We start from the raw sequence: 20,545 nt of genomic DNA, 5'->3' as shown, positions 1-20,545 counted from the left end.
CTTATTCTCCTTTTTTATAAATAGTTGTTTTATTGAATCCATCTAGCATTGCTAAATAGGCTTCTTTGCTCATAATAGGGTTAAATTTTTCTTTAATGTCATAAGCTTTTTTACCACCATCTGATAGAAGGTCAATAATGGTATCTATAAAATAAGCGGCTGGTATATGGTAAGCTTGCTCATAGTCAGCTGTTCTAAAATCACAGCCGTGCATTGTTCCTGTAAAGCCACCTACACCAATCTCAACAATTGGATATAAGCTTGATAAATCTCCCATATCTCCAGAGGCAAATCCATGTGTTCCTTGGGCAATTCTTTCTGGTGACACATAATTTAAAATATGTATTTTAACAAGTTCTGTTAAGTTCTTATCTTGATGAAGAGGCAAGTACCCTGGTGTATCTATAATCTCTAAATCACAGCCAATAGCAAGTGCTCCTGCTCTTAAAGCCCTTGTTACTTTTTGATCTGTTTCTAAGATGGCATCCACTGTCTTTGCACGTACATACATTTCCATTGTTACTCGCTCTGGAACTGTATTAACAGTTTGACCACCTTCTTTGACTACAAAGTGTACACGAATAGCATCTTCCTCACGGAAGGTCTCCCTTAAGAAATTAATACCTGTCATGGCTAAATTAGCTGCATTTAAGGCATTAATACCACCAGCTGGATTACTTCCTGCATGAGCACCCTTACCATGGAAAATAGCTTTCTTACATAAGAAGCCATTTAGTCCTGCACCAATCTCCGCGTCATAAACATTCATATCAAGTCCCATGGTATGACAAGATAAGATGAGGGCCATATCATCAAATACCCCTAGTTCAATCATTTCTTGTTTTCCTGAAGCGTGCTTGATCTTACCTTCTGCAATAAGTCCTTTGCGATACTCTAAATCACAAAATTCTTCAGCAGGTGTGACTACTAAAGTGACCTTCCCGCAAAGCTGGTCCATTACCTTAGCTTTATTAAGTGATAGGAACACACCCATCATTGCTCCGATTTGCGCATAATGTCCACAAGTATGGGCTGCGTTGTCTTCTTTATTAGCATAAGGGTGATTGAGTGTTGGCACACCATCTAGTTCACAAATCAGTCCAATATGTGGTCCTGGCTTACCAGAATCAAGCGTAGCCAAAATTCCCGTATATGCTACATGATCTTGATAAGGGATCCCTTCTGCTTCTAATATTTCTTTTACTTTACCAGCTGTTCGAACTTCTTTATAACCTAATTCAGGATGTTTATAAATATCTTCTGCTAGTTCTATTGTTTGCTTGATAGTTTCATCAAATATGTGTTTCATTTTAGCGTCCATGTTGTCATCCTTTCCTTCAAGTCAATTCTTTTGTCTGTTTATTGCTTATCATTACTTAACTTCTACTGCTAAAAGAAGTAAAATTATGTATTAAATACTGTCTGTCATACCTATTCAACATTTATAAAATTAAATCCATACGTTATTATCAATTGTGCAATTAGTATTTTTTAACATATTCATAGGTTTTTCCGAACATTATTTGTGTTTACCCTTACTTATGTTCGAAATTACGATTGTCTCGAATATATCATGATTGTCGAATTTTGTCAATCAATTACAACTATGTTTAAATTTTTGTTTTAGTTGCAAATCTTCCCCTTATCCTCTAAACTATTAGCTATGCATAAATAACTTATTTAGGAGGTATACCTTGAAACTAAAAGTGCTTGTAGATAATAACACCTATATAGATCAATATTATTTCGGCGAGCCTGCTGTATCTTACTATATTGAAGATGGAGATACCAAAATACTATTTGATGCGGGTTATTCGGACTTATATATACAAAACGCAAAGAAATTAAATGTGCCATTAAAGGAAATATCCACCATTGCTATTTCTCATGGACATAATGATCACACAGGAGGCTTAGCTTATTTACAAAACTCAGAGGCCTTTGACCTATCTAACCTTAAAATTCTAGCTCACCCAGATACTTTTTCTAAAAAGGTCATAGGTGATTTAGAAATTGGATGTCCTATATCCAAGGAAGAGTTAGAGAACTTCGTTACTCTAGATTTAGTTAAAACACCTATTAAAATCAGCCCTAACCTTACCTACTTAGGTGAGATTCCCAGAGTTCATGATTTTGAAAATACAGGACCCATTGGACAATGCCAATGTGGTTGTCATCCTCTAGAAGATGATTACTTAATGGATGATACAGCTTTGGTCTATCAAACTTCTGAAGGTTTATATGTGATCACAGGCTGCTCACATAGTGGTATTTGCAATATCATCGAGCATGCAAAGAAAGTTTGTCAGTGTGATACAATCTTAGGCGTTATAGGCGGTTTTCACCTCTTTGACCTCTCTTCTAGACTGGACTATACCATTGATTATTTTAAGAAACACAACATTAAAGAACTTTATCCTTGCCACTGTGTTTCTTTCCAGGTCAAAGCAGCTATGCATCAAGAACTCCCTATTCATGAAGTAGGTGTAGGTCTAGAAATTAACTGGTAATACTTTACTATCAAAAAACGAGGAACTTATATTATAAGCTCCTCGTTTTTTGATACTCTATATTTTAAATTGTCCTACAATAGCATCTAGTTCTGTAACAATTCCACTTATCTGAATATGTATTTAAGGCATCCACTGCTTATTATCACTATAAATTTGTTTCTTTCATAAATACACTTAGATATAGTTCAAATCTTTATTTAACAAAAAAGGAAGGCTCTTCACCCTCCTCCTGCATTATTTATCCAATGTTGCTAGTGCTGCATCTATTTTTTGTTTATCAAATCCAATAATAACTTGGTCGTTAATTGTTGTTACAGGTACTGATCTTTGACCTGAAATCTGCTCAACAATATCTCTATCCTCTTTAGCATCAGCTACTATTACTGCTTCGTATGGTATATTCTTACTTTCTAAATACTTTTTCACTTTATTACATGGTCCACACCATTCTACTGAATATACTTTTATCATATTTTATTCCTCCTTATTGCCTTGCAATATATTGTTCTGCTTTTAGCGCAGCTATTGTTCCATCAGCTACTGCTGTTGTGATTTGTCTAAATTCCTTTTCTCTTACATCACCTGCTACATATACACCTTTAATGTTAGTTTCCATACTTTCATTAGCTTTAATGTAACCATTCTCAGTAAGATGCACGTATTCTTTAAATAAATCTGTTTTAGGTTCAGTTCCTATATAACCAAATACCGCTTTAATAGGTATTTCTTTCATTTCATCAGTTTGTGTATTTTTAACCATTGCTACTTCAACAAAGTTGTCTCCTGCTACATCTACTAAATCCCAGTTATACATAATCTCTATATTAGGCGTATGCTCTACTTCTTCTAACGTCTTAGCCTCAGCTTTAAAATAATCATATCTTCTAATAATAATTACTTTCTTAGCAAGTTTAGCTAAAAATAAGGCTTCTTCCAGTGCCGCATTACCACCACCTACAACAGCAATCTCTTCATCTTTGTAGCTTGCACCATCACATACAGCGCAGTAATGAATACCTTTACCTAAATACTTCTGTTCACCCGGAATAGGAAGTGACTTAGGCTTTGCTCCTGTAGCAATAATAACTGCTTTAGGTTTGTAGATGTAATCACCTGTTTCTACTATTTTCTCCTCATCACTTAACGAAACCTGTTCTATTGCATCAAACTCATCAATAATAGCACCTGTCTCTGTAGCTTGTCCTTCTATTTTGTCAGCTAATTCATTACCTTTAATGCTATTAAAGCCTGGATAATTTTCTATTGTATAGCTTAACCTAACTTGTCCACCTATTACATCTTTCTCAAGTACAAGTGTTTCAAGACCAGCTCTAGCAGCATAAATAGCAGCTGTAAGTCCTGCTGGGCCTGCACCGATGATTATTAAGTCTATCTCTTTGATTGGTTTAGTCATTTTAGGACTCCTTTCTTCTATCTAGCTTGCTCCCTTATTAGTTTATTTAAACCTAGTACTCTGTATAATTTTGAAATCTCTTCTCATTTAAGATACCAAATTTCTTATTAAAATACAATAAGGCACTTTTAAGTAACCCATTCTCAGTTAGTAGCTAGTAAGCCCGCATGCTTATGTAACTAGCCTCTGAAGCTACCATCTATTTGGTTTGGTTAATTTAATAATTTCTTCGCCTAATTCCCCTAGTTCATCCTTGTACCTTGCATATTGCATCTTAGTTTCCGATTTTTCACCTAGAGCTTCTATACAAATTTTCAAACAATCTATAGTTTCTTGCAGGTATTGTAAAATCCTATCGGACTCAATTATTTCATCTGGTTTAGCATTTCTAAGTAACATCAAGTGTTTCTCTGCCCTTAATTTAGCATCCTTATATATTGTAACTAACTTTGATTCTTCATTTTGATACATTTCTTTCCCCTCCTTCGATTTATACTAAGTATTGACTTATCTATCCTACAATAATTAATTACTTTTATTATTTTTTATTGATTTGATAGGCGAAAATCTTCTTATAAGTTCTTGTAAATATAAAAACGTACTTTTAGACAAGGGTATTATACTCCCGTCCGGCGAGATCAGCAAGGACTATAAATATATTATGGCGTAACGCATCCTGTTTGTTTACCTTTTAGGTAAATGAATGTATAATAGAAGTCAATTTTACTAATATAGGTAAAGAATGTGTTAATAGGAGGGATGAAATGATAGAAACACGCGAGCCAATAATTGTAGCGTTTCCTTTGAGAGGAGAATGGCTTTCTCCTAATACTCCAGGGACAAAAATTCCGAGTCATGGCACAAACCAATTAGGAACAAGATATGCTTATGACTTTATACAAGTGGATTGGGATAGAAAGGGCTTGCCCGCCTACCGCGTTAGTTTGCCGCATTATCTTCTTTTTGGGGTTCCCTTAAATGAATATTATTGTTGGGGGCAAGAAGTATATGCACCTTGCAACGGGATTGTCATCCAAGCGAAGGACGGTTATGAAGAACAAGCAAGAACGAATTTGCTTTCAGATATGTCTAACGCATATAAAAATGCTCATTATTTCAATCCGGAAAAAGACGACGTACAATCAGTTGCTGGCAACTACATCATTATAGAATGTGGCGACAATGTATATGCTGCACTTGTCCATCTTCAAGCAGGATCTATTCAAGTTTCAGTTGGTCAGAGTGTAAAAAAAGGTGAAGTTATTGGCAGAGTGGGTCATTCAGGCAATTCCTTTGCTCCACATTTGCATTTTCAGCTTATGGATAGTAGCGACATAGCTACTGCAAATGGATTGCCCTGTGCTTTTGAACAATATGAAGTATTTCAAGATGGAGCGTGGAAAATAGTAGTAAATGGTATTCCTACAGATAAAGATAGGATAAAATTTCAAAAATCTGATATGAAAATGAAATGAGAACTCTGAAGCTGTCTCTTTATTTCATTCTATATACACAAAAATGCCTTCCAACTCACTTCGCCTTGGCTTAATGTTTTGAAAGGTTTATTTTCATGTATCTTATTTTCATTGTATCAAAACACCTCATCACCGTTTCACTTCGGTTCGGTGCTTTGATAGTTACATCTAGCGATGAACTCTCAAAACAAAACAGTAACTATTAAACCAGCAATTCTTATTCCTTAGAAAGGAGGTGATCCAGCCGCACCTTCCGATACGGCTACCTTGTTACGACTTCACCCCAGTTATTGGTTTTGCCTTAGACGGCTCCCTCCCCGAAGGGTTGGGTCACCGGCGTTGGGCCCCCCCAACTCCCATGGTGTGACGGGCGGTGTGTACAAGACCCGGGAACGTATTCACCGCGACATTCTGATTCGCGATTACTAGCGATTCCAACTTCATGTAGTCGAGTTGCAGACTACAATCCGAACTGGGACTGCTTTTTTGAGGTTTGCTGACTCTCGCGAGATCGCTTCCCTTTGTAGCAGCCATTGTAGCACGTGTGTAGCCCTAAACATAAGGGGCATGATGATTTGACGTCATCCCCACCTTCCTCCAAGTTATCCCTGGCAGTCTCTCTAGAGTGCCCAACTCAATGCTGGCTACTAAAGATAGGGGTTGCGCTCGTTGCGGGACTTAACCCAACATCTCACGACACGAGCTGACGACAACCATGCACCACCTGTCACTTCTGCTCTAGCAAGCTAGAGAAAGAGGCATTACCCTCTAGTCAAAAGGATGTCAAGTTTAGGTAAGGTTCTTCGCGTTGCTTCGAATTAAACCACATGCTCCACCGCTTGTGCGGGTCCCCGTCAATTCCTTTGAGTTTCAATCTTGCGATCGTACTTCCCAGGTGGAATGCTTAATGTGTTAACTTCGGCACCGAGACCCGTAAGCCCCGACACCTAGCATTCATCGTTTACAGCGTGGACTACCAGGGTATCTAATCCTGTTTGCTCCCCACGCTTTCGTGCCTCAGCGTCAGTTATGGTCCAGAAAGCCGCCTTCGCTACTGGTGTTCCTCCGAATCTCTACGCATTTCACCGCTACACTCGGAATTCCACTTTCCTCTCCCACACTCTAGTTCATCAGTTTCAGAAGCAGCTTAGAGGTTGAGCCCCTAAATTTCACTTCTGACTTAACAAACCGCCTACGCACCCTTTACACCCAGTAAATCCGGATAACGCTCGCTCCCTACGTATTACCGCGGCTGCTGGCACGTAGTTAGCCGGAGCTTCTTAGTCAGGTACCGTCATTTTTTTCTTCCCTGCTGATAGAAGTTTACAATCCGAAGACCTTCTTCCTTCACGCGGCGTCGCTGCATCAGGCTTGCGCCCATTGTGCAATATTCCCCACTGCTGCCTCCCGTAGGAGTTTGGGCCGTGTCTCAGTCCCAATGTGGCCGTTCACCCTCTCAGGCCGGCTATGGATCGTCGCCTTGGTGGGCTGTTATCTCACCAACTAGCTAATCCAACGCGGGTCCATCCTATGCCGATAAAATCTTTACTATAACAATCATGCGATCGTCCATAGTTTATGCGGTATTAGCGTTCGTTTCCAAACGTTATCCCCCTGCATAGGGCAGGTTACCCACGCGTTACTCACCCGTCCGCCACTAAGTTCTAGGAGCAAGCTCCTATCACTTCGTTCGACTTGCATGTGTTAAGCACGCCGCCAGCGTTCATCCTGAGCCAGGATCAAACTCTCATATAAAAGTTTGTCCGTGTAGTATTTCTACTACTGACTATTTTACTTAGTACAAGTTGTACTGATTCTCATCTCTTATTAGAGACGTAATGAATCGACTGGTTTATAGTTACTATTTTGTTTTCAAAGTTCATTTGTTCTCAGCAGCTGTTTGCCACTGACTTGTTTAATAATACACTACTTCCTTACGTACGTCAATGATTTTTTTCATTTTTTCTTTTGTTTTTATGAAATAATTCTAAAATCGGTTAGTTTTTACTTTAACTACAAGGAAAATAAGGGATTTTACTTCTATCTTTTGGTATAATATTTCTATGTTATAATTCTATTTATTTGTAGAAAGGATGAGTTTATGCCCTATATTGATTCAAAAATCACGTTAACGTTATCAGAAGAGAAAAAGGAAACACTCAAGACTGCACTCGGACAAATCATCAGTACTATTCCAGGAAAAAGCGAAAACTTTCTTATGGTGGGCTTTGATGATGAATATTCTCTTTTCTTTAGCGGAAAAAAACTTGATAAAGGTGCTTTCGTAGAAGTAAAAATCTTTGGCTCTACCTCCGATGCAGCTTTGGAACAAGTAACCGCTAAAATTTGCGCCCTTTATGAAAAAGAACTAGGTATTCCTCAGAATGCAATTTATGTTAAATATGAATTTGTTAACCACTGGGGCTGGAACGGGCATAATTTCTAACCCCCATATTATTATCCTTACACAAAAAGGGACGAAGAAGTGCCTATCAATTCTTCGTCCCTTTTTTATATACATATATTAATTTTTTCTATAACACTTCGTTAGAATTTGTAGTGAAATTTATATATTGACCAACATCTTTCATATATAATGCATTAAGTGGTATTGTAAACATAATGCCTGTATTAGGTTTTTTTAAATCATTGCCTAGTACTTTCCGAACTGCATCTGTAGCCTTAAGAAATATCTCTTCATCAGGGATAATAGATAAAATAACTTTTCTATATTGAGCCACTTGACTAATAGATAATAATGCTGATTCTATTGCTGATTGAGAGGCAAGATAGCTATTCTCAATATTATTTGTACCTATGGCATCTATTGCTACATTGCTTTTGGTACCCACACTCTTTAATGCCTTCAGCGTTGGTTTAAGTTTATCTATATTACTAATAACTGTAATCATCAAATACATATATTAGCCTCCTTCCCTCTTATTCTGATTTCGATGCGTTCTTTTCCTCTAATTTTCTCTTTTTATCTCTGCTCTCAATATGCCTTCCTAGCTCTCCCCCTTGCATATGAGCTACTGGCAATACAAACATCATACCTAGAGGTGATTTCTTGGCTTCCCCTTCTAATATTTTTTGCACCTCTTCCATTGCTCTTTGAACCTGCTCTTCACGTTCAATTAATGAAAATATCACTCTACTAGCTTTATTTCTTCTTTCATATGCATTTACTAGACTTGCTAAAAATGAAGCCGTATATAAATCATTATCTACGATTTCACTTGCACTAGTACCTTCAATAACTGTTGCCCCCCTTACGCCTGCTTCTTTCATCTTTTTAATAATCTCAGCTAAATACTCTATTTCATTAAGAATAATAAATAATACATACATCCAGCATCCCTCCTATTTGTTTTTAATCCTACTCTTCTTGTAAACCTACTTTCCCATCCTCGCCCGCTTTAATAATGGCATATCTCGTACATAGTGGCCCTATAATTTCAGTGATAATAGTAGTAGCTAATAATATAGTTATTACTAAATTGCCTATTTCTGTGCCTGCAAACTCATGACTAATAACGATAGCTAGTCCAACTGCCACTCCAATTTGAGAAAGTAATCCTAGGCCTATATATTTCTTGACACTTGGCTCTGCTCCCGTAATGATTGCCCCACAAGATGCTCCGCTTACCTTCCCTACAATTCTAGCAATTGTATATACTACACCTATCACTCCTATTTGTCCTAACAAACTTATTTGAAGTCTGGCACCTGCTAATACAAAAAATGCTGTATATATAGGTGGCGTGATAGCTTCAATCGTTGCAAATGCTTTTGCTTTATTAGAACTAAGATTGGCTACCATTATGCCTAGACTCATATTACATAATAGAGCTGATAAACCTAATTTAGTCGCTATTCCTAGTGTTAATAAAATGGCAGCTATGACAACTGTTAGTATTTCTCTTGTAAAAGATACTTTACTTAAAATAACCACTACTATAGCACCAATAACCATACCTAGTATGATAGAACCACCAATTTCAATTAATGGACTGATCATAACATGTGACCATTCTACATTTTGTGTATTTGTTATAAGTACCTTTGCAATAGATGATGCTACTGCATAAATCATTAAGCAAATTGCATCATCTATTGCAACTACAGCTATTAACGTCTTGCTTAAAGGTCCTTTAGCTCCTAGTTCATTAATAACCATAACTGTTGCTGCTGGTGCTGTAGCTGATGCAACCGCTCCAAGTAGTAATGCCGTCTCCATCGGTTGCTTTAATAATAGCATTGCTCCTGTTACACAGACAAATGCAAAAAAGGCTTCAAAAAAAGCTATTATAAATACTTTAATACCAATCTTTTTAAGCTCACTTGCTAATAATTCTCCGCCTATGCTAAAAGCAATAAGTCCCAGAGCTAAATCACTTATACTGCTAGTGGCTTCAATAAATGCTTCATTAAATACCCCTAGAAATGATTGTCCTAATAATAAGCCTGCTATAACATAGCCTGCAACCGAAGGAATTTTCAACTTATTAATCAATTTCCCTATAAAATACCCACAAATAATCGCTATACCTATTCCCATCATTGCATTCAACACATTCGCCTCCAAACTAATCTTAAATATTATGTATTGATTCTATATTGATTATTTTCAACATATTATTATACGCTTGCTCCAAGTAATAAGCAAATTACTGATTGCAAGCGTAACAACAGCACTCTATAAATTGGCTTAGCAAAAATTGAATGCCTTTATAAAAAGCAAAAGACTAAGAGGATACTTTTTATTCCTCTTAGTCTTTTACCTTTATTATTTTTTATGCGCTATTTATTGTGACTGTTGACATTACTTTGTCTTAGACTTCTTAAGTACGCATTTAAAATACTAGTTGTGCTTCCTCTGGCTCCTGGAAAGACTTGAAGCCCGTAATCTTCTAATTCTTTTCTTTCATTTGCCTTAATTTCCCCGCATAATACAACTTCTACTTCTTCATTCTGCAAAATATATACTAGACCTTCGTAGCCTCCTCCTGCAGAGGCATCAACTAACATCCTGCTTGTAGCTTTTCCCTTTTGTACATCAAAAATTTCAAGACCCTTGGTGCTTGCAAATTGTTTTGATACACTTCTTCCATCAGTAGTTATAGCAACTTTCATAGGCTCCTCCTAACTGAAATGGTTCTCTTTCTTCTTCATTATATGCTACTTTACTGTGGTTCATGTTTAGAGGTTACTCATACTAATTTGTTGGCAAAGGGTTTTATTGAAGTTTCTCGTGAGTATTGCCTGTAAGTGCTACTTTGTATTTTCCTTGGGTTTGATCCCCATGTTCTGATGTCACATCTACACCTATAGCATAAATACCATCTGGCTTCACTTCCCAATCTACTAAATAACCTGTTCCTCCTTCATTAAGTTCAAACCCCATAGGATAAAGTTTACCATCTTGTTCCCAGCTACCTAAACTTATACCTATGCCATAAAAATATCCCTTTTCTCCTAATATCTCACCTTCAACTTGTCTACCTTCTGGATTAGCTTTAATCGCTTCTTCAATAGAAACCTTCATTAGATTACCATCATAATATTGCATCATCTCTGGTGTATTACTAAGTAATGCTTCCATTTGATGTGCTTTAATATAGTATACATAGCCATCTTGTACTTGAAAATCGTAAATATCATCATTCACGATTAAATCTGCTTGTTTATTATCTACTATTCTAACGATTAAATCTGTTCCCATAATACCATCCCCTACATGGAAACTTGCATACTTAACTGTTTTATCTTTTGTTTGTTTTGCTATGAGTTCAATCCATCCCTTATCATTATCTAAATCTCTATAAAATAATTTGTTGTTTTTCTCACCAATAAGGCACCACTTATGACTAAAAATAATGTTATAGTTCTGTTTTTCAAATGCTACTTGTAAGGTTGAATTAAGATAGCCATCTACTACACCTCCTACATAAACGAACTTATTGGCTTGATCATACTTGACTTCTACGCCTAATGCCTCACCTATAGCCCTAAGTGGTAAATAAGTAGTTTTATTCTTAATAAACGGAGCTACCTCTAATGATACATTCTTGTTACCTATTTGCATTGTCTTGCTTCCTATTTTTAATGTTACCTTAGCTTTACTCGTGGTGACATCAATTTGCCCTGTCTTTTTATCCCAATCTACTTTAGCTTTTAATCCTTCTGCTATTATCCGAAGAGGTAATAACACCCTATTATCTTCTAATAGCAATGATACACCTTGAACCTCTTTTCCATCTATAAAAGCAATATCGCTATCTAGGCATAGAATTACTTTACCTTCAAAATCCTTTAGTTCAATAACTTGGTTATAGTCTTTAATTGTTTTTACTTCTTCCCCATAAACATTTCCTACTGAGCTTAACCCTAAAAAACCTATTAATAATATACTATATACTTTTGATAATCCCCCTCTAATCCTCATAAAACTCTCCCCCTATTAATTTATCTCTTCTTTTAGTAATCTTTATTATAAAATATATTATACATTTTCTTTGTTACTAGAGGGTTACAGCCTCATTAATTTCTTAATACTATCCCGAAAAATCTTTTTATATTTTTACTACCACGTGTATTACTTCTAAAAATCAATCTCATTATTTAACTGCTATTATAAACAGAAATTTGTCTCGGTGTTTATGGAGAATGACGTCTGGAGGAAAATGAGGGAGAGGGCTACCTTCCAGAGTTCCGGTTCAAATTTTTTGAGGCACTAGGCTCACTTATTTGGATGAACGCACGAAAACTCCCGCTGGTCAGACACTCATGCTAAAACCCATCCAAAACGTTCGCCAAGTGCCTCTAAAAAATTCTCCCAAGTCACTCTTCCAGGCAACCCTCTCCCTCATTTTCACAAACGTTATTGACCTCATAAACATCCATGACATTGAGGCAGCCTGGGAAGAAGGCGTAACGACAAATCATGTTAATAGCAGTTAAAGAACGCAAAAAAAACACATCTCCAAGTACTATATATACTCGAAGATGTGTTTCCTTGGTCCAGACTCTGGAAATTAACTTTCATAACTAGCTAAATAGACCCTAATCAAGGTGCAAGATGGCTCCTCAGCACGTATGCGTTATAGCTTAGTGCCTACTAAGACTAGCTATGAAAGCTAAACCAATGAGTGAGGAGCTCCTTAAAGTCTTGGCCGGCGCACCCTATGCTAGGAAGCTAAGACCTTAAGACTCTGGTTTAAAACTTTATTTGGTAATGCTAGTTATAAAAACATTTAAAACAACTTATAAGTGGCGCCTTCCTTGCAGCGCACCAGTGAACATTTTCCTTAAGTCCAGAGGTACCTATAACAATAGATTGAGACTTGGCTGACCCGGTCAGTTCCTCAGGTTGAAGCTGTGGTAATTATGCCGAGGGAAGTTATTTATTTTGTTTTTACACTTATATATATGTAGCCAGGAAGCCGACTCCCTAATAAAAATCCATAAATTATTATTATTTCTCTTTGGCATTTCTAGTAAGGGAGCCTTTTTCTCTTTGGCAAACACTTAAGGAAGGTGTTTTACGCGTTATTGCTGGTAGAAGTGGGAGAGGGTGGCTGCCTGACGGGGTGACTTCGAAGTATTTTCAGTAGGCACTTAGCGAACGTTTTGGATGGTACTTAGCCCACGTGTTTGAGGGAACCGAGTTTGTGGGCGTTCATCCAAAAAAGTAAGCTTAGTGCCTACTGAAAATGCGAAGCGGAACCACGACAGGTAGCCACCCTCTCTCACTTCCGCCCAAATAGCCAATGAAGTCACCGACAAATTTCTGTTTAACTAGTTATACTGCAACAAAAAACAGCTTAAATACGGCATTCATTACCTATTTAAGCTGTTTTCTTATGATTCAATAGTTATTTGATTTAATGACAATGGCAATCATGTTCATCTTCATGATGGTTACAATCATGTTCTTCCCCATGATGGTGATTGCAGGTCACTCCGCCGCTTTCAGGAAGCTTACCTTGAAGATAAGCAAAAACTAGCTGCTCTACTTCTCCACATAAACCTGAGATAACCTTAATGCCTTCTTTTTCAAGTCCTGATTTTGCTGGGCCTCCAATGCCACCACATAAAAGAGTATCTACTTTTTCTTCTTTTAAAGCTGCTACTAAGGCACCATGGCCGCTTCCTTCAGTATTTAATGCTGTTTGATGGATGGATGCATTTTCTGTTACTTCATATACTGTAAAAAGTTTAGCTTTACCAAAGTGTCCATAAATATGATTGTTTTCTGTTGGTACTGCAATTTTCATAACGATCTCCCTTTCCTAAAACTTTATTATAAATACTTATCAATAAATAAGTACTTTTAACTTTAACCTTAGGCTTTTATATCCTTTTTCCCATTTATCACTTTTGCTAGGTTAATTATAGAACTAATGACGTCACTTTACTTATTACAAAATGTCACAATACGTTCTGCTACGCTACTTACTAAGTCTTCTTCCACTTCTTCTACTTGGCCTTTGTCACAAAGTGTTGCAAAAGCTGGGTCTATTGGTAGCTGCGCTAGTACTTCTATTCCTTGCTCTGCTGCTACTTGCTCTATTTTGCTTTCTCCAAAAATAAAGTGCTTATTATCACAATCTGGACATTTGAAATAACTATAGTTTTCAACTATACCGATAATAGGTATATTCAGCATTTGTGCCATCTTCACAGCCTTACTTACGATCATAGACACTAAATCCTGTGGTGAAGTAACAATGATGATGCCATCTAGTGGGATAGATTGAAATACTGTAAGGGCTACATCACCTGTTCCTGGTGGCATATCTACAAACATATAATCAACATCTTGCCAGATGACTTCCTGCCAAAATTGTTTAACAGCACCTGCTATAACAGGTCCTCTCCATACAACTGGATCTGTTGGCTTATCTAATAATAAATTAATAGACATAATATCAATACCATTTTTTGTAGGTACTGGATATAAGCCCTCTTCCGTTGCATAAGCTTTTTGATTAATACCAAAGAGTTTTGGAATAGATGGTCCTGTAATATCTGCATCTAACACCGCACTATGATAACCTTTACGATTCATAGATATAGCTAATCTAGCTGTTATACTAGATTTTCCTACACCACCTTTACCACTTACAACTCCGATTACCTTTTTAATGCTACTTAATTGATGTGGCTTTTCTAAAAGGCTTTTTGGTCCTGATTTTCTAGAAGAGCAGCTTTCACTGCAACTTCCACAACTACCACTTGTACATCCTTCACTCATATTAACATCTCCTTAAAATAGTAGATTCATTTATTGTATTTTTATTAGCTATTAAAATTTTAGTCGTTATAATGATTGAGTTATTATACGGGGTATTCACTGTTTGATTGATTAACTTTTATTCTTCTTGCTTTTTAGAAAAACAACAGTGTTTACACCTCTTGCTAGCCTCACATAGTTTCTTAGAAACTTCATAGTTTCCACCATCAATGGCAATAGACTTCCCCATCACTAGTGCTTCTGCCACCTTGTGCCTAGCACTATAGAGAATGCGCTGGAACGTTCCTCTTGAAATAGACATTCGCTCAGCCGCTACATCTTGATCGAGATTTTCGAAGTCTGTAAGTCTTATACTTTCTAGTTCTTCAACACATAAGATGACTTCTTCATTTAATAATGTATCTGATTTAAAAAACTTATGTTTTGGTTCTGCACATACACGTCTACATTTGGCTATTCTCGGCATAGCATCACTTCTTTCGTAAGTTATCTCCACATTAAATGGGCATATGCACATTTAAATTATATTGTGCATATGCCCATTTGTCAACGCCAACTCATCCCCATTAAATCTATTTTCTCTCTCTCTATTTGCTTAAGTTTAGACGAAGTAGACATATATTTTTTATATAATGGTGCTGGTAAAATAATCAGTTCGATTTGAAAAACCTCATCGTTAATGCGATAGACCATCTCCTCTACTTCCCAGCGCAGTCTATGAATTTCCCTAACAGAGTTTTCTATACCAATCAGCACTAGAAGGCTAATCATACTTTCTGCTCCTACATAGCCCTTAGCATAGTTTCCAAATAAATAGATTTCACTACCAGGTATTAACTTAGTAATAACATCAAAACATAGCCTAACTCTACCCTCATATTTTATTGGCAAATCTAAATACTGCATGTTTGCCTCCCCCGTTCTTATACTTTCTTTATCTGTCTTTTTCTAGAAAGTAATTTCTTTTCCCCCTGGTCTAAACAACTTAAAACTAAGATGCTCAAATCCATACTTTTCTATAAGCTGCTCCATGTAGCTTGTAAATTCTATCATATCATAAACAATACAATCGATATAACTATTAAAGAGTCCAGTAGCTCCTCCAATGTATCGAACAAAATGCTTTTCCCTACTCACCTTTATAAGCTGATCTTCTAATCGGTTACGTACACTTAATGCACTTTCCTTGGACATATTTTCTGTATTAAAAAATATAAAGCCATAAGTAATCCCCAGCTGCTGCCCCTCATCTAGCACACCTACTTTATTGGTATAATATTCATGTACAAGTGCCATAAGCGCGTTCTTTCCCTCGTAAATATCTTCTCTCAAGGGACATCTACGTTCCTTACTAGGTAGAAGTTCATATGCTGTAAAGACCTCACAAAGATCGCCATATACAGGCACATAACCCTCTTCAATCATATCTTCAATATATGCTTTAAGTTCCGTTAACAATAATGCTTCTTCTATCTCTAGATTAGGTACTATCTCTACCTCACCAATATAAGCCATATCATATGCTTCGCCAATAAACTGTTGCATAAAAATATACAGCATTAAATAAGCTTCGGCTTCATCCAACTCATTTAACTTCTCTGAATATACCCTAAGATTTACCCTTCCCTCCTCTAAACTGGGATAAAGTAAAACATCTCTTACCTCTAAAACGGTATCATACATATGAAGTTTAAAATTTTCGGCATTTGCCATCGGCTTTCTCATCTCATAAAAAGTCCAGTGTTCTAATAGCTGACTTGGTGCTTCTTCCTTCCAATAGCTTAGCGCAAATAGCCTAGCTTTATCACCTTCTGGAGTTAGCATGAGCTCCCACTTATTAGTACTTTTATTAAATCCTATCTCACAATTACGCGTGGAAAAGGTATTGTCTATAAGCTCTTCTATGTGCTGCCTTGCTCCTTGAAAATTTTCTTCATTTTCTAGGCTTTCTCTTAAGCTAGCCTCCTCTTCTAAAAAGAGCCGCCAAAATAGATCTATTCTTTCTTTAAAACTTTTCATTCCTTTGCCCCTTTCTAGCCTAAGCTAACCTCTATTCATATTTTATCAAAATCTTCTACCTTTTTCATCCTTTAATAGAAAAATAGTATTTAAACACAGCAATATATTTTTATAATCACATAAACTTAGATTTATATGTTATTTTGTCGTATAATAAAAATATACGGCATAACGACTAAGAAAGGAGACTCTACATATGAAAAAATCAGCCTATATCCTTAGTTTCATTTTATTAATCGGAACCATTAATATTCACGGTGCTACAATTCCTCAGTTAGAAAAATGCGGTTTGAATAACCCTTATCATTTACTGATAAATAAGGATCATCCTTTATCACCAGATTATAAACCTAACAATCTAGTTATCCCTAACGTAAAATTTCAAACACCTGGTAATATAGAAAAAAATTATATGGAAGCTACTGCAGCCGCTGCTTTAGAAAAAATGTTCGAGGCAGCTAAAGCTGCTAATATTCGTTTAGTAGCTATTAGTGGTTATAGAAGCTATGCTAGACAAACAACACTTTATAATAATGCCGTTAGAACCTATGGTAAGAATCAGCGAAGTTCAGCTAAAGCTGGTGAATCTGAACATCAATCTGGACTTGCTATGGATCTTAATAGCCTTTATCAATCTTTTGGTAATACAAAAGAAGGTAAATGGTTAGCCCAAAATGCTCACTTATACGGTTTTATTATTAGATATCCCAAGGACAAGACAGATGTTACTGGCTATATCTATGAACCTTGGCATGTAAGATATGTTGGCACCGAACTTGCTACCTATTGTTATACAAATAATCTAGCCCTTGAGGAAATTGAATTTTGTTGTAAAAAAGATGAAGAAATTGAAATGCATATTAGTAACTCTGAGAAACTCACCCTCACACCCTATAAGGTTATTAAACGAGACGGTGTAACCTACATAAAAGTAAGAGATTTAATCGGAAATATTGGTGGCTCTATTGAATTTCAAAAAAACACCCTTACTTTAGATACCTATGAGCATCGACTCATTCTTACAGAAAATAGTAATTATGTTATGCTTGATGATTTACCTCAAACCATAACGCCTACACCTATTCGAATAGACAACTCTCTTTATATACCTATGAGAGCTACTTTAAGTTTACTCGGATTAAATCTTGATTTAATAAATAGCTCCACTTTAATCATTACCAAAGCACCTACTCTAGAGGCAACGCCTCACTCTCCTCTTGTAGAAGAATCTTCTCCCACTTAATGCTTATCATTAATTGAGTAGGAAAGCCTTCACTAAAAACTATTCTCTGTTAGATTGTATCACTAAAATAGGCGTAAGCTCTTTGCTTACGCCTATTAATATCCATTATAATTTCATTACCAGAAACGTCTTTATAGACTCTTATCATACGTCTTCTTAATGCAATATCTGTGGGGTATCAATATATATTCCTATCAATAAGGTCTTTTAACAACTAATGTTTTTCAGTGCTTTTTTCCTTTTTTCATATCGTAAAAGAACTCCTTGATTAACAGGCTTTCTTTTAATAATATGTCACTTTAAATTGATTAGAATCAAAGTACACTAAGTCACCTTGTTCCTCATGCCAAATAGCTTTTAAACGGGTAGGATACTTGATACCATCAATTTCCTTATAGTCTTCTGCAATGCACTCCCAGTCTACAGATTGAGTTGTACCGGTTGTTTCATCTGCCATCATTCTATCTGATGTGTAAAAAGAAATAAATGCCCCCGATTCATCAAAAGTAAAAATACCACTTACCTTTAGGCCATAATAGTCTAAAGTTGCTTTTACATGGTTATTATCAATACTTTCCCAGGTTACATAGTCCTGTAAAATAAAACTAGGTAATAAAAGCCCTTCAGCTAGGCAAGTTACAAGCCCTGCTGCATTCATTCCTTCTCCTTTTACATCGAACAAATTAATCGTTTTTGCAATAACACCTTTCATACCACCATCTCCTTCTAAATAATGGTCTAATCCCTGAAAAGGAATCCCCATTACTGAAGCATCAATAAATGCTACTCTCTCTGGCTGCGTAGTAAAATTATAGTGCATATAATCCATCTTGAGAGGTTTACCCCCTTGAATAAAGTCTACATCCTTATAAGTAACTTGCATATAAGTAGGTTTCTTCATCCCTATGAAACCACAATAACGAAAGTAGCGCTGAAGAGGCTCTGGTAAGTCTTTAATATCTTCTTCACTAAAACTTCCTTCTATGAGTTGTTGCCTATTAATTGCTTCTTGCTTCTTTTGATTAAATTCACTTTTAGTTTTTGACATAGGTAATTGAAAAAAGATTAAAATTGCTCCTACTAAAATGAACAGTATACCAATAACATACATCATTATTCTCATTCCCCTTTTCCTCATTTCATCTCGTCTTCTTCCATCTGCTTTATATTATCCTCTAGCTGCTTTAAACCTACGCACATGACTTCAAGTAAGTTCTCATCCATCCCTTGAAAAAGTTTTTCTAGGAAATACCCTTCTCTTTCCTCTCTACTTTTGGCATGTTCTATAGCTTTTTCTGTTAAAGTCAATTTCACACTTCTACTATCCTTTTCATCTGTATGAATAGTAATAAAACCTTTTCTTTCTAAAATGACAGCCATCTTCTTAACATTTTGTCCTGAGCTTCCCAGGAAAGTAGCAGCTTGACCAATAGAAGCACTTCCCCCCTCAAATTTAGAAAGCGCTGCTAAAAGCCCCCATTGCTTTAAGGAAATCTGTTCATCAAATTGATCCCCTAAGTATTGTAGTCTGTTAGCTAGTATAAAAAGCTGCCCAAATATATACCCTTGTTTGTCTTTCTCATTCATTATTTCTTCCCCTTCTTTTTCCTAGTGTTATGCTTATCAAATTAATACTAAATCATCTTATTTTTACTATGATTCTTTTGTTTACCTGGTACTCTTTAAGTAATGTATTGATGTATTTCCTCTGATAAATCAAATGAGTACTAATAAAGCACAAAAAGCTAACCGGTTAGGTATATTTTATCTAACCAGTTAGCTTTTTACAATAGTATTTATATTTTATTAATAAATTTAATTCACTCTACTCTTATCCCACTAAATGAATAGCACATTTAATAAACGAGCTATATTCCTCAAGAGAAGTATGTATATCGGTAACATCCCCTTGTAAAAGTTTTTTTGCTATGTAAAGTATTTGTTCATGAGGATAAGTTCCTTCTCCCATACAAGCTTCCAATAAATAGGTTGGTCCTCCTAATGAAAGCTCCTCATAAGCCTCCACATAAAATGCCTCTCCTTCATAATGAATATAGTCATCTTGAAAAAGCGCAATGAGATAAAGAAAGGCTAACTGTCTTCGTAATAAAGCTGAAGGTTGTTTTAACTCTATTTCTGTAAGATCCGCTTCTTCTATCAGCTGGTTGTATGCGTCTTCATGGTGATGGTCTTTAAATATGAATTCCATTGATAATCTCCTGTCTTTGGTTCCTAAATACTTTATTTATCACTTTCAGCCACTATTCTAAATTGAAATTTGTCTTGGCGTTTATGAGAATGACGTCTGGAAGAAAATGAGTGGGAGGGCTATCTTCCAGAGTTCCGGTTCAAATTTTTTGAGGCACTAGGCTCACTTATTTGGATGAACGCACGAAAACTCCCGCTGGTCAAACACTCGTGCTAAAACCCATCCAAAACGTTCGCCAAGTGCCTCTAAAAAATTCTCCCAAGTCACTCTTCCAGATAGCCCTCCCCCTCATTTTCACAAACGTTGTTGATCTCATAAACATCCAAGACAGTGAAGCAGCGTGGAAAGAAGGCGTAACGACAGTTAAAAAATACTCAGAACTAGGGCAGACGCCCATAGTAATAATGTATCAA

General features: G+C 36.3%; 21 protein-coding genes and 1 rRNA gene. 4 read left to right on the top strand and 18 right to left on the bottom strand.

Annotated elements, in window-relative coordinates:
• Window position 1: 1 nt before the first annotated feature.
• Window positions 2-1,321, bottom strand: a complete 1,320-nt coding sequence (locus EKH84_RS05030; protein WP_127065418.1) for an amidohydrolase — start codon at window positions 1,319-1,321, stop codon at window positions 2-4.
• Between the two features lie 373 nt (window positions 1,322-1,694).
• On the opposite strand from EKH84_RS05030, the gene EKH84_RS05025 reads away from it, so the two are divergent.
• Window positions 1,695-2,510 (top strand): MBL fold metallo-hydrolase, encoded by an 816-nt coding sequence (locus EKH84_RS05025; protein WP_127065417.1) that lies wholly within the window; start codon window positions 1,695-1,697, stop codon window positions 2,508-2,510.
• 237 nt (window positions 2,511-2,747) lie between these two features.
• Here EKH84_RS05025 and EKH84_RS05020 read toward each other — a convergent pair whose 3' ends face one another.
• The 3 genes from EKH84_RS05020 to EKH84_RS05010 form a co-directional block, all read right to left on the bottom strand.
• Entirely contained in the window at window positions 2,748-2,984 is a 237-nt protein-coding gene (locus EKH84_RS05020) for a glutaredoxin domain-containing protein (protein WP_127065416.1), read from the bottom strand.
• Between the two features lie 13 nt (window positions 2,985-2,997).
• Window positions 2,998-3,927, bottom strand: coding sequence for a thioredoxin-disulfide reductase (gene trxB / locus EKH84_RS05015; RefSeq protein ID WP_127065415.1), 930 nt, complete (start codon window positions 3,925-3,927; stop codon window positions 2,998-3,000).
• A gap of 192 nt (window positions 3,928-4,119) precedes the next feature.
• Entirely contained in the window at window positions 4,120-4,398 is a 279-nt protein-coding gene (locus EKH84_RS05010; RefSeq protein ID WP_127065414.1) for a hypothetical protein, read from the bottom strand.
• A gap of 293 nt (window positions 4,399-4,691) precedes the next feature.
• Here EKH84_RS05010 and EKH84_RS05005 point away from each other — a divergent pair, with 293 nt between their 5' ends.
• The gene (locus EKH84_RS05005) at window positions 4,692-5,402 is read left to right on the top strand and encodes a M23 family metallopeptidase (protein WP_127065413.1); all 711 of its coding nucleotides are present in this window, start codon (window positions 4,692-4,694) and stop codon (window positions 5,400-5,402) included.
• 228 nt (window positions 5,403-5,630) lie between these two features.
• Here EKH84_RS05005 and EKH84_RS05000 read toward each other — a convergent pair.
• A 16S ribosomal RNA gene (locus tag EKH84_RS05000) occupies window positions 5,631-7,157 on the bottom strand.
• Between the two features lie 346 nt (window positions 7,158-7,503).
• On the opposite strand from EKH84_RS05000, the gene EKH84_RS04995 reads away from it, so the two are divergent.
• Entirely contained in the window at window positions 7,504-7,848 is a 345-nt protein-coding gene (locus tag EKH84_RS04995; protein ID WP_013655379.1) for a phenylpyruvate tautomerase MIF-related protein, read from the top strand.
• 88 nt (window positions 7,849-7,936) lie between these two features.
• Here the strand turns inward: EKH84_RS04995 and EKH84_RS04990 are convergent, their stop codons facing one another.
• The 10 genes from EKH84_RS04990 to EKH84_RS04945 form a co-directional block, all read right to left on the bottom strand.
• The gene (locus tag EKH84_RS04990; protein WP_013655378.1) at window positions 7,937-8,323 is read right to left on the bottom strand and encodes a hypothetical protein; all 387 of its coding nucleotides are present in this window, start codon (window positions 8,321-8,323) and stop codon (window positions 7,937-7,939) included.
• Between the two features lie 19 nt (window positions 8,324-8,342).
• Window positions 8,343-8,753, bottom strand: coding sequence for a hypothetical protein (locus EKH84_RS04985; protein WP_127065412.1), 411 nt, complete (start codon window positions 8,751-8,753; stop codon window positions 8,343-8,345).
• A gap of 28 nt (window positions 8,754-8,781) precedes the next feature.
• Window positions 8,782-9,978: a cation:proton antiporter gene (locus tag EKH84_RS04980; RefSeq protein ID WP_127065411.1), complete on the bottom strand. Its 1,197-nt coding sequence runs from the start codon at window positions 9,976-9,978 to the stop codon at window positions 8,782-8,784.
• A 227-nt stretch (window positions 9,979-10,205) separates the two neighbouring features.
• Window positions 10,206-10,538 (bottom strand): NifB/NifX family molybdenum-iron cluster-binding protein, encoded by a 333-nt coding sequence (locus tag EKH84_RS04975; RefSeq protein WP_127065410.1) that lies wholly within the window; start codon window positions 10,536-10,538, stop codon window positions 10,206-10,208.
• A 103-nt stretch (window positions 10,539-10,641) separates the two neighbouring features.
• Entirely contained in the window at window positions 10,642-11,850 is a 1,209-nt protein-coding gene (locus tag EKH84_RS04970) for a stalk domain-containing protein (RefSeq protein WP_127065409.1), read from the bottom strand.
• A gap of 1,438 nt (window positions 11,851-13,288) precedes the next feature.
• Window positions 13,289-13,681 (bottom strand): NifB/NifX family molybdenum-iron cluster-binding protein, encoded by a 393-nt coding sequence (locus EKH84_RS04965; RefSeq protein WP_127065408.1) that lies wholly within the window; start codon window positions 13,679-13,681, stop codon window positions 13,289-13,291.
• Window positions 13,682-13,818: 137 nt separating this feature from the next.
• A complete protein-coding gene (locus tag EKH84_RS04960; RefSeq protein ID WP_127065407.1) occupies window positions 13,819-14,661 on the bottom strand; it encodes an Mrp/NBP35 family ATP-binding protein in 843 nt (280 codons plus the stop codon).
• A gap of 118 nt (window positions 14,662-14,779) precedes the next feature.
• Window positions 14,780-15,127, bottom strand: coding sequence for a DUF134 domain-containing protein (locus EKH84_RS04955; RefSeq protein WP_041712865.1), 348 nt, complete (start codon window positions 15,125-15,127; stop codon window positions 14,780-14,782).
• 80 nt (window positions 15,128-15,207) lie between these two features.
• Window positions 15,208-15,567 (bottom strand): hypothetical protein, encoded by a 360-nt coding sequence (locus EKH84_RS04950; protein WP_013655370.1) that lies wholly within the window; start codon window positions 15,565-15,567, stop codon window positions 15,208-15,210.
• Between the two features lie 42 nt (window positions 15,568-15,609).
• Window positions 15,610-16,680, bottom strand: a complete 1,071-nt coding sequence (locus EKH84_RS04945) for a hypothetical protein (protein WP_127065406.1) — start codon at window positions 16,678-16,680, stop codon at window positions 15,610-15,612.
• A gap of 196 nt (window positions 16,681-16,876) precedes the next feature.
• Between EKH84_RS04945 and EKH84_RS04940 the strand changes: the two genes are divergently transcribed.
• A complete protein-coding gene (locus tag EKH84_RS04940) occupies window positions 16,877-17,923 on the top strand; it encodes a D-alanyl-D-alanine carboxypeptidase family protein (protein ID WP_127065405.1) in 1,047 nt (348 codons plus the stop codon).
• A gap of 283 nt (window positions 17,924-18,206) precedes the next feature.
• Here the strand turns inward: EKH84_RS04940 and EKH84_RS04935 are convergent, their stop codons facing one another.
• The 3 genes from EKH84_RS04935 to EKH84_RS04925 form a co-directional block, all read right to left on the bottom strand.
• A complete protein-coding gene (locus EKH84_RS04935; RefSeq protein WP_243118639.1) occupies window positions 18,207-19,037 on the bottom strand; it encodes a DUF6544 family protein in 831 nt (276 codons plus the stop codon).
• Between the two features lie 20 nt (window positions 19,038-19,057).
• Window positions 19,058-19,510 carry a MarR family winged helix-turn-helix transcriptional regulator gene (locus tag EKH84_RS04930; RefSeq protein ID WP_127065403.1) on the bottom strand — a complete coding sequence of 151 codons (453 nt, stop codon included), beginning with the start codon at window positions 19,508-19,510 and terminating at the stop codon, window positions 19,058-19,060.
• 244 nt (window positions 19,511-19,754) lie between these two features.
• Window positions 19,755-20,132 (bottom strand): hypothetical protein, encoded by a 378-nt coding sequence (locus EKH84_RS04925; protein ID WP_127065402.1) that lies wholly within the window; start codon window positions 20,130-20,132, stop codon window positions 19,755-19,757.
• Between the last annotated feature and the right edge of the window lie 413 nt (window positions 20,133-20,545).

Origin of the sequence: Cellulosilyticum sp. WCF-2, assembly GCF_003990395.1 — a bacterium.
Taxonomy (GTDB): domain Bacteria; phylum Bacillota; class Clostridia; order Lachnospirales; family Cellulosilyticaceae; genus Cellulosilyticum; species Cellulosilyticum lentocellum.
The sequence above is the reverse complement of the archived record's forward strand: the minus strand, read 5'-3'. Positions and strand labels throughout refer to the sequence as shown.